The following is a 14352-nucleotide window of genomic DNA, read 5'->3' as shown; positions in this document are numbered from 1 at the left end:
CGGGAGGTGGCCGAGGGACTCACCTACCACCGGCCGGAGATCCCGATCGTGTCCACGCTGACGGGCGCGGTGGCCACGGCGGAGGAGTTGTGCGACCCCGGCTACTGGGTGTCGCACGTGCGTCGGCCGGTCCGCTTCCACGACGCGGTAAGGGTGTTGGAGGAGCAGGGGGTGGGCCGGTTCGTGGAGATCGGTCCCGATGCCACCTGCACCGCGATGGCGCAGCAGTGCCTGGCCGAGACCGACGGCGTCCTGCTGACCCCCACCCTGCGGCCGAAGCGGGCGGAGCCCCGCGCTCTGGCCGAGGCCGTCGCGCTGCTCCACGTCCATGGAACGGACGTGGACTGGCCGGTGTTCCACGGCCGCACCGGAGTGCCGGACGCAGACCTCCCCACCTACCCCTTCCAACACAAGCGGTACTGGACCGACGTGGTCGGCGTCGCTCCCAACGGCGGGGCGGCAGCGGTCGGTCAGGCATCGCCCGACCACGCACTCCTGGGCGCGGTGGTCGAACTGCCCGACTCGGACGGGGTCGTCCTCACCGGCCGGCTGTCGCTGCGCTCCCAGCCCTGGCTGGCGGGGCACCGCATCCAGGGATCGGTGGTGTTCCCCGGCACGGCGATCGTGGAACTGGTGATCCGCGCCGGTGACGAGGTCGGATGCGGGATGCTGGAGGAGCTCACGCTCGAGTCGCTGCACGTACTGTCCGAGGATGACGAGGTTCAGGTCCGGGTGACGGTCGGTGCCGCCGACGAGACGGGCCGACGGCCGGTGTCCCTCCACTCGCGCCGCGAGACCGACCGGTTCGGCGACGCCTCCTGGACACGGCACGCGACGGGCCGGCTGGCCGCCACCGTGGACGGGCAGACCGACCCGGAACCCGTCCACGAGGTGTGGCCTCCGCAGGGCGCGGCGGAGATCGACGTCTCGGACCGTTACGAGCGGCTGGTGGAGCAGGGATTCGACTACGGCCCGGCCTTCCGCGGCCTGCGCCGGGTCTGGAAGCGCGGTGACGAGGTCTTCGCCGAGGTCGGGCTGCCGGAGGACCCGGAGTCCGGGGCGATCTCCACCGAAGGCTTCGGCCTCCACCCCGCCGTGCTCGATGCCGCCCTGCACACGCTGGGGCTCACCGAGGCCATGGCAGACCGGCCGGTCCTGCCGTTCGTCTGGTCGGAGGTGACGCTGCACGCCGCGGGCGCGGACGCGCTGCGGGTGCGGCTCTCACCGGCAGGGGAGAACGCCGTGTCGCTCAGCGCGACGGACCTGCAGGGCCGCCAGGTGGTCACGGTGGGGTCGCTCGCCCTGCGTCCCGTCACCGACGGCCAGGTGGCGAGCGCGCGTCCAGCCGGCGACGACGCGATGTTCCGCGTCGAGTGGACCCCCTGGACACCGAGCGGCGGCCTGCCGCCCGTCCGGGACTGCGCCGTCCTGGGCGACGGCCTCCCCGGGCTCGGCCCGGCGGTCGAGTCGACGGGCGGGCGGGTGCATGGCTACCCGGACTGGGCCTCCCTCGCCGCGGATGCGGGGGACCATGTCCCGGACGTGGTGCTCCTCGTCTGCCGTGCCGCCGTGGAAGGACCGTACGCGCACAGCGCGTCCGCCGCCCGTACCTCGGCGAACGCGTTCCTCGAGCTGGCGCAGGACTGGGTGACGGACGACCGGTTCGCGCAGTCCCGGCTGGTCGTCGTCACCAGCGGCGCGATCGCGGCGGGACCCGGGGACAAGGTGCCGGACCTGACGAGCTCGGCGGTGTGGGGAGTGGTGCGCACGGCGCAACTGGAGTACCCCGGCAGGTTCGCGGTGCTCGACGTCGACGAGGCGGACGGGGCAGCGGACCCCGGCCTCCTCGCGATGGCCGTCCGCGCCGCCGCGTACACCGACGAGCCCGGTCTGGCGGTGCGCGGCGGCGGAATCCGCGTGCCCCGTCTGGCCCGGGCCGCGGTGCTGCCCGCCACCGACGCACCCGGCCTCGACCCGGCGGGAACCGTCCTCGTCACGGGCGGGACCGGAGTACTGGGCGCTCTCGTCACACGGCACCTGGTCACCGAGCACGGTGTCCGGCACCTGCTGCTCGTCGGCCGCCGGGGCCTGGACGCCCCCGGAGCGCCCGAACTGCGCGCGGAGCTCACCGGACTCGGTGCCGAGGTGACCGTGGCGGCCTGCGACGCGGCAGACCGGGAGTCCCTCCGCGAGCTGCTGGCAAAGGTGCCTGAGGACCGGCCGTTGACGGCGGTCGTGCACACCGCCGGGGTCATCGACGACGGGGTGCTGACGGCCTTGACCGAGCAGCGCATGGACGCGGTGCTGCGCCCCAAGGTCGACGCGGCCTGGAACCTGCACGAGCTCACCCTCGATCTCGGCCTGTCCGCGTTCGTGCTCTTCTCCTCGGCGGGCGGCACGCTCGGCGCGGCAGGGCAGGCCAACTACGCCGCCGCCAACGTGTACCTCGACGCACTGGCCCATCACCGCCGGGCGCTCGGGCTGCCGGTGGTGTCCCTGGCCTGGGGGCTGTGGTCGGACGGCGGCATGTCCGTCGCTCTGCCGGAGGTCGATCTCGTCCGGATGGCCCGCTCAGGTGTGCGCGGCCTGTCCTTCGAGGACGGGCTCGCACTGCTGGACCAGGCACTCGGCTCGGACGAGCCGGCCCTGGTGCCGGTGCGGCTGGACCTGTCGGGGGTGGCCCGCGCGCCCGAGGGCGTACCGGCCATGCTGCGCGGCCTGGTGGCGCCCGTCCGGCGCCGTACGGAGGCGGTCGACGGTGAGACGGTCCGGTCCAGGCTGCTGGCGCTGAAGGGGGAGGAACGCGACAGGGCGGTCCTGGACCTGGTGTGTTCGACCGCTGCCGCGGTGCTCGGCCACGAGCGGAAGGAAATGGTGGACCCGGAGCGCGGACTGCTGGAACTCGGCTTCGACTCGCTCACCGCGATCGAATTCCGCAACCGTCTGGAGACGGTCAGCGGGCAGCGGCTGCCGGCCACGCTGATCTTCGACCACCCCTCGGCCGTCGCGGTGGCCGAGCGGTTGCAGGCCGACCTCGGTGGCGTCGACCCGACGGAGGACGCGGCGGCGCTCTCACCCGAAGCCCGGCTCACGGCCCTGGAGTCGGCCCTGAGGGACACCCCCCTCACCGCGGAGCAGCGTGAGGGGCTCGCCGCCCGCATGAGGTCGCTCGCCGCCACGCTGGCCCGAGGGGCCGGCACGGACGGGGAGCCGCGGGACGACATCGAGGAGGCGACCGCGGAGGAACTCTTCGAGATCCTCGACGACGAACTGGAGGCCTCCGGGTGAGGAACCGGAGCCGAGAAAGCGGGAGGGCCGGGGCGTCGTGCCCGGCCCTCCCGGCGTGACCGTCCGGCTTCCTACGGCCGTACGTCGCAGCTGGAGCGGGTGAGTTCGGACGGCAGGTCCGCCCGCTGTCGCACGTTGAGCTTCCGGTAGACGCGAGTCAGGTGCTGCTCGACCGTGCTCACCGTGATGTACAGCTTGCGCCCGATCTCGCGGTTGGAGTGGCCGTAGGCGGCCAGCGTCGCGACCTTCCGCTCGGCCTCGCTCAGGGCCAGCACCTCCGCCGCCTCGTGGGTGGGAGTCTCCGGCTGCCTTCGGGTTGCCTGCTTCGGTACCCGGAGGACCTGCAGGGGATGGACGACCTCGGTGTTGCAGGCCTTGGCCTCCTGCGTCGCCCGCCGGGCCACCAGACGGGCCCGGCCCAGGTCGCCGAGCGCGTGGTGCACCTGGCTGATGTCGTTGAGGGTCCGCGCCGTCTCCAGTCGGTCCTCGCTCTGCTCCAGCAGCCTGACGGCCTCCTGCAGCAGGGAGGATCGTTCCTTCAGCGGGCTGGCGGCCGCAAGCACCCGCAGTGAGACCCCGCGGGTGCGGGCGCAGTCGGACGGGCCGATCCGGTCGAGCTGTTGGGTGACCAGCTCGGCAGCCTCCTTGGTGCGTCCCAGCCGCAGTTGCGTCTGGGCGAGGCCCCCGCGCCAGGGAACCAGCGCCGGGTAGTCGATGTCCCACTCCTGCATGAGCGCGCCGCACCGCTCGAAGTCGCCCAGTGCCGCGAGTACCCGGTCGACGGCGAGGCTGTAGTGCCCCCGCGCGTACAGGTAGTGCAGTCCGGAGACGGTGTCGAACACGGCCTCGGGCACCACCATGTCGAGCAGTTTCGACGCCTCTTCGTACCGGCCCATCGCCGTCTCGGCGAGGATCAGTGTGGACAGCGGGAAGCCGATCGCCGCGCCCCAGCTCTGAGAGTGGAGCCGGTTCAGCGCCTCACGGGCCTGCGCCGCCGCGCGCGCCAGGTCCCCGTGCCGCATCGCCATGTCGGCGCCGACACTGGCCAGCACGGCCTGCCAGGTGGGCGCGTCCAGCCGGGTCGCCTCCGCGGACAGGACGCTGTGCCAGTACTCGGCCTGCTTGCGGTGGCCCGCGTGGTGCAGCACGAGGAGCGCCATCGCCGCCGTCTCGGGAATGGTGTCGTAGAGCCGGCCCTGCAGGATGTGCTCCGCGCTGTTGAGCAGCGCGTCACTCGTCCCGTACCGCCACAGCGTGCTCAGCGTCGGGCATTCGCGCAGCTGCGGACCCACTGCCGGTCCCTTCGCCCTGCTCCTGGCGGGGGAGACGGCGGACTCGTCCGTCGGTGGTTCGCACGGTGCGCCATAGATCCACTCGTGGGCGATCCGGAGACCGGGAAGCCCCACCGTCCGTCCCGCCTCGGGGGAGGAGGCGATGGACTGCAGAAGGCGGGCGGCCATCGCCCGGTCGCCCTGCCACAGCAGGTGACGGATGAGTGGAACGGTGTCGTCCGAGCGCAACTGGCCGCGGTTCAGCGCGTCGTACAGGGGGAAGATGTGCGGTGCCGCGGCGGAGGGGTTGACCCGCCACGCCACATGCACCAGGGCTGCCCGGAACTTCAGGGCGTCCGGCCCCTGGCCGGATGCGCGAAGCCCCAGTTCCAGGCTGCGGACCGCGGAGTCCACGTCGTGGTCGGCCAAGGCCTGATCGGCCGCTTGCCGCAATGCGCGCAGCGCCCAGGGACCTGGCACCTTGCCGGCGCTGACGAGGCAGCGGGCGACATCCCTTGCGATGGCGCCGTGTTCGTAGAGCAGTTCTGCGGCGAGGGAGTACAGCCGTGTGGTCTCCTCTCCCAAGGGCGTTCCGCGCACGACGGCTGCGATCTCGGGACTGCTGAGACGCCCCTGGTGCAGCAGCCCCGCTCTCTCCAGGATGGCCAGCATCTGGGCGACCGTGTCGGGTTGCATGGTGAGCAGACGCCCGATCAGTTCCGGTGTGGCGTGGTCGTCGAGCACGGCGAGACCGCGGGCCACCTTCATCAACGCCGGGTCCCAGCGGTGCAGACAGTCCAGCACGGCCTGCTGGAAGGCTTCGCCCACCAGGGGGCGCCCGGCGTCCCCGGACCTCTCGTCCGCGACGGCCGGTGCATTGTCGTCGAGAAGGGCGCGGACCAGCAGGGGGTTGCCGCCGCTGAGACTCCGGAAGGCCTCGGAGAGATCCGTCGCCGAGGGCAGATCCCGGTGGTCCGACTCCATGACGAGTTCGGTGATCTCGTCGGTCGACAGCCGGCCGAGAACGACGCGGCGATGCGGCTGGCGCATCAGCTCGGTCTGGACGGCCGGGCCGACGTACCCGGGCCTGTCCCACGAGGAGAGCACCACCAGGACCCGCGCCGACCGCAGCCGGCGCTGGAGGAACAGCAGCGCCTGCAAGGAGGCGTTGTCGGCGAAATGGAGGTCGTCAACAATGATGACGGTGGGACGGGAGCGTGCCAGTGTCAGGAGGGACGAGCTCAGGCTGTGCAAGGCGAGAACATCGTCCTGCCTGAGTCCACCCGAGAGGGATTCGGTTTCGTTTTCCGCGGAGGTTTCCACTCTGATGAGCCGGGAAAATCGACGCACTGTCTCTGGGGATATCGGTGTGCTGTGTACAAGTTGCCAGACGATCCCCATGTGGAGATCGCGCTCGGCTCGGGACCCCGTAGCGCTGAGAACGGTCGCGCCGGAGGCTTCGGAAATCTCGGAGAATTGTTGAAGCAGTGTGGTCTTTCCGGAGGTCAGGCTTCCTGTCACCAACACTAAACGCCCACAGCCGTCTTGAGCATGAGTGAGCGATGAGCTCAGAACTTCCAGCGCCTCTTTTTTCCCCATTGACATTGAAGGATCTTCCCCCCGAGAATTCCAACTTTGCATACCGGGCGGCAAACTGATTGCCGAATTTCAGGGCGTTCTTTTACCTTTACATATGGTTTACTTTGCCGGAAGTTTGCGAGTGTATCACGCATACAAGGGGGGTAAAAGAGTTTCCGAAGGTTACTTCTTGCGAGCGGAATGCTACATTCACGTAGTAGCCCCCGGATGGGACAGAGCCAGGTGGCCAACCCCTGTTCCTGAGCACGGGAACCCTGCCCTCGGCCCCGGTGCCCCTATGTATCGCGGCACCCGGGGACGTGCGACCGGGATCTCGCTAGCGTGTGCGCCATGACCTCACTCCTGGTGACCGGCGCGGCAGGCTTCATCGGCTCGCATTTCGTGCGGCACTGGCTCGGGCAGCACCCCGGGGACACCGTGGTCGCACTGGACGCGCTGACCTACGCGGGAAGCGTCACCAACCTCGCGGACGTGCACGACGACATCGTCTTTGCGCGCGGCGACATCGGTGATGCCCCGTTCGTCCGGCGGCTCTTGGGCGAGCACAGGACGGAGATCGTGGTCAACTTCGCCGCGGAGTCCCACAACAGCCTCGCGGTGCTCGACCCCGGGCGGTTCTTCCACACCAACGTGGTCGGCACCCAGAACCTCCTGGAGGTGTGCCGGGAGGCGAAGGTGGAACGCTTCCACCACATCTCGACCTGCGAGGTGTACGGCGACCTCTCCCTGCGCTCCACGGAGACCTTCTCCGAGAGCAGTCCCTACCGGCCTCGCACTCCCTACAACGCCAGCAAGGCCGGCGCCGACCACGCCGTGCGCGCCTACCACGAGACCTTCGGTTTGCCGGTCACCATCACCAACTGCGCGAACAACTACGGCAGTCACCAGTTCCCGGAGAAGGTACTGCCGTTGTTCACCACCCGGGCGCTGGACGGGCAGCCGCTGCCGCTGTACAAGTCGAGCGACAACCGCCGCGAGTGGATCCACGTACTCGACCACTGCCGGGCCGTCGAGGCGGCGTTGCTCAAGGGCAGGACGGGCGAGACCTACCACGTCGGAACGGGAGTCGAGGCAAGCGTGGAGCAGCTGGCCGACCTCGTACTGGACGAACTGGGCCTGCCCTCCACCATGAAGGAATGGGTCCCCGACCGCCCCGGCCACGACCGGCGTTACCTGCTGGACTCCAGCAAGGCCGGCCGCGAGCTGGGGTGGCAGCCGCAGGTCCCCTTCGACGAGGGGATCAGGGAGACGATCCGCTGGTATGCCGAGAACCGGGACTGGTGGGAGCCGCTGAAGGACCGTCGTCCCGCGGTCGAGGGCTCCTGGTAAGGGGTGGGTAGGGGTCGCACCGCGCCACCGCCTGGCTCACCGTGGACAGTCGGACGCGGTGACACGGCCGCACGGAGAGAAAGGTGCCGAGACGATGACGGTCCCCGCAGCGTCAGCCCAGTGGGTGCGCCGCTTCCACCCCTCCCCGCAGGCCCCACTGACCCTCGCCTGCTTCCCGCACGCCGGGGGATCGGCGAGCTACTTCTTCCCCCTCTCCCGGGCCTTGGCCCCGGCCTTCGACGTGCTCGGAATCCAGTACCCCGGGCGGCAGGACCGCCGCCACGAGCCGTGCATAGACAGCATGGAAGAGCTGGCCGACCGGTCGGCCGAGGCCCTGCGGCCGTGCATCGACCGGCCGATCGTCCTGTTCGGCCACAGCCTGGGCGCCACTTTGGCATTCGAGGTCGCCTTGCGGCTCGAGGAGAGCGGCACCGGGCCCCTCGGCATCATCGTCTCGGGGCGTCGCGCCCCCTCCCGTCTGCGCAGGGAGTTCGTTCACCTCCACGACGACGACCGGCTGCTGGCCGAGCTGCGCAAGCTCAACGGCACCGCGACGCAGGTGCTCGGGGAGGACGAGCTGCTGCGCATCCTCCTGCCGGCTATCCGAGCTGACTACAAGGCGGTGGAGAACTACCGTCACCGTCCCGACGCGGCGCTGAACTGCCCTGTGGTTGCCATGGCCGGGGACGGCGATCCCTTGGCGCCGACGGATGATGTCAGGGCTTGGCAGAACCACACCACGGGCACATTCACCGCTCGCATCTTTCCGGGCGATCACTTCTACCTCTCGGACCAGGCTGCCGCGGTGGCAAAGGCCCTCACCGACATGGCCACCGCCTGGCTCACCGCCACGACTGCGTCCCCTGCGTCGGCAACGCAGTCGTAATCAACAACGTCCCGACGCCCCCACTGGCTTGCTGTTCACGAGGCTGACCTGTTCGACAATCCGAAGCCTGACCCGGACGCCTACAGGCCTGCTCGACCGCCACCCCAAGGGATCGCCGCGCTTGCGAAAGCTGTCGCCGGATCTCCTCGGAGCCGGAGCCGGAGCCGGAGCCGGAGGTGCTGCGCGCGAAGGCGTGGCATGTTCACCGTCACCGAGCTGATGCCCCGCCTGTCCGAGCGCGGCATCACCCTCTCAGCCTCCCAGGTCCGCCGGCTGGTCTCCGGAACCCTCGAACGGCTCTCGCTGCCGGTGCTGGCCGTGCTCTGCGACATCCTCGGCTGCACTCGACGCTCGGCTACCTCACACACCACGAGATGCGCCTGAGCTACAGTCGTCACATCACCCTCGCAGCACAGGAGTTGAGTGTCCGCTCCGCCGGGAGAACTTCAGGATGGCCTTCTCTTCACGGGCTCATGGGAGGCTCATCACATGATTCTCAGGCCCGTCTCCCGTGCAGTCGCACTGACCGCGATCGTCACTCTTGGATCGCTCTCTCTGTCCGCCTGTGACAGCGGCAAGTCCGGAGGCGGTGGTCAGACGAACTACGTAACGAGCACGGGCGGCATGTCAACGGTTGCCGAGGGGGAGCGGAAGTCTGTCGGCCCCATCAAGGGCGAGACCCTTCAAGGCAAGCACCTTGACGTCGCCGATTTCCAAGGAAAGATCGTCGTGATCAATGCCTGGGGTTCCTGGTGCCCGCCGTGCCGAGCCGAAGCCCCATACTTCAACAAGATCGCCAAGGAAATGAAGGCCAAGGGTGTCGAATTCGTTGGCATCAACGTCCGCGACGGCAGCAAGAGTCTATCCAAGGCATTTGAAGACGACTTCGATATGGCATACCCGAGCCTGTACGATCCGACTGGAAAACTGCTCCTTTCAGGATTCCCCAAGGGCACAGTGAACCTTCAGTCCATTCCATCCACTGTCATTCTGGACCGAAATGGAAAGATAGCGGCCAGGGCGCTCGGTTCGATCGATGACAACAAACTGCATAAGATGATTGACCCACTGATCAAGGAGAGCTAATTAACCGCCCCCTCGATCATCATCCCCACTCGAATCGATCGACCCTACGCCGGCATGGCGACCCTGAGCCGCCTCGCGAACCATTACGCCACGCCAGCCCCCGGTAGAGGAATCCCGGCATCTGGGAACTTTCGCACTAGCTGATCGTTTCATGATGAGGTTGGGAATCTTCTCAAGCAGACGATGCTGCAGGCGAGTTGAGGAAGGCCGAGGTGGAGGTCGGCGCATATCTCGTAGCGGATCCGCAGGTGTTTGAACTGGTGGAGCCGGGCGAAGGTGCGTTCGACGGCCCAGCAGGTCTTGCCCGGTCCGGCGTCGTGGGCTGTGCCTTGCGGGCGATCTTCGGCGTGATGCCGCGGGTCTGCGAGGACCGGCGCGGAGTGGAACGAGCGCACCGGGCCACGCACCGCGCTGCGCAACGGGCACCGCGACAAGACGTTGACCACGCGGGCCGGTGACCTGGACCTGGCCATACCCAAGCTGAGCTCGGGCAGTTTCTTCCCGAGCCTGCTGGAGCGGCCCCGTCGTATCGGCCAGGCCCTGCTCGCCGTCATCGTGGAGGCCTACGTCCACGGTGTGTCCACCCGTTCGGTCGATGACCTGGTCAAGGCACTGGGAGCGGACAGCGGGGTCGCCAGAGCGAGGTCTCGCGGATCGGTGCGGACCTCGACACCCAGCTGACTGCCTTCCGCGGTCGGCCCCTGGACCACACCCGCTTTCCCTACGTCTACCTAGAGCTATCTTCAAGACCTGTGGGTCAGTGATCAGAACCAGCTGATCGTGTCCTTCAGGAGACGGGCGACCTTGGCGCGGATTGGCGCGTTGGCTCGCCAGGTTTCCTCGACTTGAACGCTGGCGGTTGTGACTCCGGGCCGGCCGGCCGGGTTCTCCGCCGGTGTCAGGTGGCCGTTGGCCATCAGCATTCCGATGCGGGTTAGCGTGACGCCCAGCTGGCGGGCGGCTTCTGGCTGGGACATCCAGGCGTTGTCCTCGACGGTGTCCACCTTGAGCAGGAAGTAGCCGCGGTTGCTTCTCGGTCCCGACCGCCTCTGTCGGCGTCTTTCGTGCATCACGCCGCCGTTGCCTTCGGTCGCTCGACCAGGAGGCCGCGTTCGAAGCGGGCGCCGGCCCGGACGAGGGCGCGGTCGCCCACTGCCAGGACCGGCGCCCGCATGCCCCGTCGCCGGCAGTCGCGCAGCAGGTCGGCCCACGAGTCCGCTGACTCGCAGTAGCCGTCGGACATAGCGACCGGGACCTGGACCTGTGTGACCGGCAGCCATCTCAGTCCGGGATCCATGTCAGGCTGAGGTTGGAAGTACTGGGGGCTCTTCACCCTCACCCGCAGGAGCTTCAGAGTGCTCGGCGATCCAGGCCAGTGTCTCTGGCGAAATCACGCCATGTTCCTGTTCGTTGTTCCGCTTGGCCAGTCTCCGCAACAACTCATCTTGATCAGCCTGGAAGTGGACGAGCCGCCACCTGGCGCCGTACTCCGTGACCAACTGCTTGTAGTCGTCCCTGACCGCGCGGGTGCCCAGACCGTGATCCAGCACTACCGAACGGCCTTCCCGTAGGAGTGCGACGAGCTGTCGCCGAACGTCCTCGATCACGGGAGCCTGAAGCGCGAGGTGTTCGTACTCGGCATGGTCCTTGCCGATCCGTCCATGCCGGGCTGTCATTTGGTCATCCACTGACAGGCGGACGACACCGCCTCGTGCCAACGCCTTCGCGAAGGTGGTCTTACCCGAGCCGGGCATGCCGGTAAGTAGCCATACGACGGGCTGAAGATCACTCACCCGGCTGACCCTAGCGGTCCCGGCGCCCTGCAACGAACCGGATTCCGATCGCCCGGGCACACGATCACACCATCGCGCAAGGCATGCGGAGCACGATGAGCTGCATGCCCGACAACACCCGATCAAGTTCAGTAGCAGCGGCCACGGATGACCGATGACGACCACTCCACAGGACGCCAGAACCGGTCGGACCAACGAAAACCCAGGTCATCAAGGTCGGTAGCAAGTCCCAGGGCAAGAAGAACAGCCGTCTTCGTTGCCGCGGTCACCCCGCCAAATGGTCTGCGGCGACTCATGCGAGAGTGACCACATGCTCCTGCCACGTGAAAACGCGCACTTCGTGCTTGGTCCGGTACCGATTCTGCTGCTTGGCGCAGCTCCGATTCATGCGTCCCTGCCATCTCTCCACGCCCCGGAGGGGCAGATGCCGACCTGTTCCGGATGGCAGATAGCCGCACGGCTTACCTTGTGCCTCGTCGACGGGCCCGGCGAGTCGGGGTGCATAGTGCCAACGCTTGGCGCACCCGACGATCCGGACGAGGTAGAGGGCATGAGCGAATGGTGCAGCGCTGTGGAGGGAGCCGGCGGAGCAGTGGTCGTCTCACTGGATGCGCTGCCGGACGAGCTCGACTGGGACGAGTTGTTCACGGGAGGCCGCGCTCGTGGCGGTTTCATCGGCGCTGCCTGAGCCTCACCTGACTCATGGGTGCGCTGCGACCAGTGACGGCTTGGCTCTGCACACGAGAATGGGTTCTGGCACACATTCCGTGACGCGGGCCCTGTGAGTGACGGTCGGGGGCCGTGTTGTCCTTCGGACGTTGCCTGAAAATGATCAGTGGCGATTTTGGATGGGCGACATTTCGGGTCCGTGGAAGAGATGGTGATCCGGTTGGAGGAGCTGCTGTTCTCGTCGGTCCGGGGCATCGTGGTGCTGTCGGTCGGCGTGAGCAATGAGGCGATACGGATCGAGGGCCCAGTGCACGATGGCCGGGGCCGCCTGTACTGGGTGCGGGGGCCGGTCGGAGCGAGTTGGCAGCTCCTATCTGCGAATTCCCGCTGACGTGCCCAGTGCGGGCAAGCGGGTTCGGCTGTGCCTGCGGGTTCGTGGTTCGTCTGCGAGAACGCGTTGTGCGAACGGCGGACCTTCGTCGAGCAGATAGCCGGGCTGATGCGACGATACGGCCGGTGGCCCGAGCCCCTGCGATCGACATTGGCCGCGGTCGGTCTCGCGCTCGCCGGTCGAGCCGGCGCCCTGACGGCAGTCCTCGTTGCGTTCCTGGTCCGGCAGAGCAGAATTCCAGCCGACCTGGCCTGTGGCGCGCATCCGCATGCGTGCGTTCATGCTCTTCAGCTGCCGCTCAGTGGCGATCCCCAAGTGGGATCGTGGTGCGATCTTCTCGTCAGGCGTGTAAGCAGATGCTCCGCCGTACTGAAGACGGTGTCTTGCGGCGCTCCAGCCGAAGTCAGGGCGGCGCTGAGCCTTGCCGGCGCTGACTCTGGCACTTCCGAGTCGGCAAGGAGGGGAAGGACCAGCAGGAGGCGGGCGGCCGTGTCCTCGACACCTTCGGCCGCGGGGGACGGGCTGTCGGCGAGGCGGACCAGCTCATGCCACGTCAGCCCGGTCCCCGAGAGGCCTCCTTCCCAGTTGGCGATCTGCTGGGCGTGGCTCCGGCCCGGATGAGTGAGGAGGTAGTCAATGCCGTAGTCGCCGACCAGATTGCGGTAGATCACCACAGCTCCGGGACCGTCTTCAGCCGGTACCTGGAACACCGGCCAGCGTTCGGGATCGAAGAGGACCTCGGACAAGGCATCGGTATCGGCGCCGTCATCGCCGAACCACTCCGGAACAGGACGCGTAGCACTCGACCCATCGCCGCACATCATGAGGTAGTTCGACCAGAAGCCCGGGCGGGCCAGCAGTGACTCGCCCGCAACCAGCGGGCCGTCGTCGTATCCCTTGATCAGCACCCCTGGATCCTGTCACCAGCCTCTGACACGCCCCGATCCGGGATCAGTGTGAAGCCCTCGCCATCGGAGCCCTCCGCATGGCCGGAGTGAAGAACATCGCGGCCGGCCTCCGCCGCGACGCCCGCGACCCACTCCGCCCCCTGGCACTCCTCGGCCTCGGATGATCACGAACCGGACGTCACACGACTACGCCGAAGCCCTGCTTCTTGGGCCCTTCCCCTTCACCGTGAGATGAAGATGATTTACCTGCGGCATGAGGTCGGGGGAGCGGCTTTGGCCGGGAGCTGCTTTGCGGCGAGTGATCATGGCCCCGCAAGCTTCCGACACGTCGAGCAGTCCGGGGGCCTTCGTACTGGTGGCTGCGGACGGTTTCGAACCGCCGGCATCTGCTTTGTGAGCCCGGCGCCGACCACAGGACGGTCTTGGCCGGGCAACAGCCGTATGGCAACGCCGAGCCTGCCAGTGCCCGCCCGCGCCGCCTCACGCCCCAACGCGGTGTGGCCGGGCGCCCGCTGCGGGGTCAGGCGACAGCGAGCGCGGTGAGGGCGAGGGCGGCGGCACCGAAGACGATGACGTGGCGGGCGTTCTGCAGGACCCAAACCCAGCGAGGGAAGCCGGACTCGGCGGCCTTCAGCAGGGCGGCCACGTCGATGCGGGCCAGCTCCGGGTCGCCCTTGCGGGCGAACGCGGCCTGGACCGAGGTGGTGGCCGTCAGGTTGCTGTAGAGGATCACGCAGTTGATGGCCACGACCAAGCCCAGCACGATCCAACTGAGCAACTCGGCAAAGGAGTTGCCGATGAGGTTCAGCACCGCGGTGGCAGCCAGGACTGTGGCTATGGACACCGGGGCCCAGGTCTCGTGGCCGCCGGCGTCGAAGCGCATCCCATTCTCCTCCAGCACGGTGGTTCGCACGCCTTGGCGGCTTAGCTCGGCCTTTGCGGCGGCGGTGGCGGTTGCCCCGAAACGGGCCCGGATGACCGGGATGCTGACGAAGGCGCCGGCGACGGACAGCTGCATGGCGACGACGAAAACGTTCACGACTGGTTCCCCTCGGGATGGTGCGCCGGCCTCGGCGCTCAATGTCTTGAACTAAGTGCAAGTACAAGTTAGCCAGGGACTTGAACTATGTGC

13 protein-coding genes and 2 pseudogenes are annotated in these 14352 nt (G+C 68.1%); 8 read left to right on the top strand and 7 right to left on the bottom strand.

Features of this window, described 5'->3' with window-relative positions; all coding sequences use genetic code 11:
• On the top strand, nucleotides 1-3288 hold a 3288-nt coding region (locus tag ACFU8W_RS35605; protein WP_384046407.1), incomplete at its 5' end, for a type I polyketide synthase.
• Between the two features lie 71 nt (nucleotides 3289-3359).
• Here the strand turns inward: ACFU8W_RS35605 and ACFU8W_RS35600 are convergent.
• Nucleotides 3360-6158 carry an AAA family ATPase gene (locus ACFU8W_RS35600; RefSeq protein ID WP_384046424.1) on the bottom strand — a complete coding sequence of 933 codons (2799 nt, stop codon included), beginning with the start codon at nucleotides 6156-6158 and terminating at the stop codon, nucleotides 3360-3362.
• Nucleotides 6159-6488: 330 nt separating this feature from the next.
• On the opposite strand from ACFU8W_RS35600, the gene rfbB reads away from it, so the two are divergent.
• From rfbB to ACFU8W_RS35580, 4 genes are all read left to right on the top strand, one after another.
• Complete coding sequence (gene rfbB, locus ACFU8W_RS35595; RefSeq protein WP_384046404.1) at nucleotides 6489-7487, top strand: dTDP-glucose 4,6-dehydratase; 999 nt, start codon at nucleotides 6489-6491, stop codon at nucleotides 7485-7487.
• A 94-nt stretch (nucleotides 7488-7581) separates the two neighbouring features.
• Nucleotides 7582-8373, top strand: coding sequence for a thioesterase II family protein (locus tag ACFU8W_RS35590; RefSeq protein WP_384046401.1), 792 nt, complete (start codon nucleotides 7582-7584; stop codon nucleotides 8371-8373).
• Between the two features lie 198 nt (nucleotides 8374-8571).
• A complete protein-coding gene (locus ACFU8W_RS35585) occupies nucleotides 8572-8757 on the top strand; it encodes a helix-turn-helix domain-containing protein (protein ID WP_384046398.1) in 186 nt (61 codons plus the stop codon).
• A gap of 105 nt (nucleotides 8758-8862) precedes the next feature.
• Nucleotides 8863-9459: a TlpA family protein disulfide reductase gene (locus ACFU8W_RS35580; RefSeq protein WP_384046395.1), complete on the top strand. Its 597-nt coding sequence runs from the start codon at nucleotides 8863-8865 to the stop codon at nucleotides 9457-9459.
• Between the two features lie 149 nt (nucleotides 9460-9608).
• Here the strand turns inward: ACFU8W_RS35580 and ACFU8W_RS35575 are convergent.
• Nucleotides 9609-9835 (bottom strand): annotated as a pseudogene (locus ACFU8W_RS35575) (IS5/IS1182 family transposase); the annotation flags it as partial.
• Between ACFU8W_RS35575 and ACFU8W_RS35570 the strand changes: the two are divergent.
• Nucleotides 9832-10196 (top strand): annotated as a pseudogene (locus ACFU8W_RS35570) (transposase); the annotation flags it as partial. The pseudogenes ACFU8W_RS35575 and ACFU8W_RS35570 sit on opposite strands and share 4 nt — an antisense overlap.
• A 27-nt stretch (nucleotides 10197-10223) precedes the next feature.
• Here the strand turns inward: ACFU8W_RS35570 and ACFU8W_RS35565 are convergent.
• The 3 genes from ACFU8W_RS35565 to ACFU8W_RS35555 form a co-directional block, all read right to left on the bottom strand.
• Nucleotides 10224-10463: a DNA-binding protein gene (locus ACFU8W_RS35565; protein WP_384046392.1), complete on the bottom strand. Its 240-nt coding sequence runs from the start codon at nucleotides 10461-10463 to the stop codon at nucleotides 10224-10226.
• Nucleotides 10464-10528: 65 nt separating this feature from the next.
• A complete protein-coding gene (locus tag ACFU8W_RS35560; RefSeq protein WP_384046427.1) occupies nucleotides 10529-10756 on the bottom strand; it encodes a hypothetical protein in 228 nt (75 codons plus the stop codon).
• A gap of 1 nt (nucleotide 10757) precedes the next feature.
• Nucleotides 10758-11252: an AAA family ATPase gene (locus ACFU8W_RS35555; protein WP_384046390.1), complete on the bottom strand. Its 495-nt coding sequence runs from the start codon at nucleotides 11250-11252 to the stop codon at nucleotides 10758-10760.
• A 550-nt stretch (nucleotides 11253-11802) separates the two neighbouring features.
• On the opposite strand from ACFU8W_RS35555, the gene ACFU8W_RS35550 reads away from it, so the two are divergent.
• Nucleotides 11803-11940 carry a hypothetical protein gene (locus ACFU8W_RS35550; RefSeq protein ID WP_384046387.1) on the top strand — a complete coding sequence of 46 codons (138 nt, stop codon included), beginning with the start codon at nucleotides 11803-11805 and terminating at the stop codon, nucleotides 11938-11940.
• Between the two features lie 180 nt (nucleotides 11941-12120).
• Nucleotides 12121-12312 (top strand): hypothetical protein, encoded by a 192-nt coding sequence (locus tag ACFU8W_RS35545; RefSeq protein WP_384046384.1) that lies wholly within the window; start codon nucleotides 12121-12123, stop codon nucleotides 12310-12312.
• A 287-nt stretch (nucleotides 12313-12599) separates the two neighbouring features.
• Here ACFU8W_RS35545 and ACFU8W_RS35540 read toward each other — a convergent pair whose 3' ends face one another.
• Together ACFU8W_RS35540 and ACFU8W_RS35535 are read right to left on the bottom strand one after the other, a co-directional pair.
• The gene (locus tag ACFU8W_RS35540; RefSeq protein WP_384046381.1) at nucleotides 12600-13220 is read right to left on the bottom strand and encodes a hypothetical protein; all 621 of its coding nucleotides are present in this window, start codon (nucleotides 13218-13220) and stop codon (nucleotides 12600-12602) included.
• A gap of 520 nt (nucleotides 13221-13740) precedes the next feature.
• Complete coding sequence (locus ACFU8W_RS35535; protein ID WP_384046378.1) at nucleotides 13741-14259, bottom strand: hypothetical protein; 519 nt, start codon at nucleotides 14257-14259, stop codon at nucleotides 13741-13743.
• Nucleotides 14260-14352: the final 93 nt, after the last annotated feature.

This window comes from Streptomyces sp. NPDC057565, from assembly GCF_042801455.1.
In the GTDB taxonomy this organism is placed as follows: Bacteria; Actinomycetota; Actinomycetes; order Streptomycetales; family Streptomycetaceae; genus Streptomyces; species Streptomyces yanii.
Note: the sequence above shows the minus strand (reverse complement) of the source record. Positions and strands in the feature narration are given on the sequence as shown.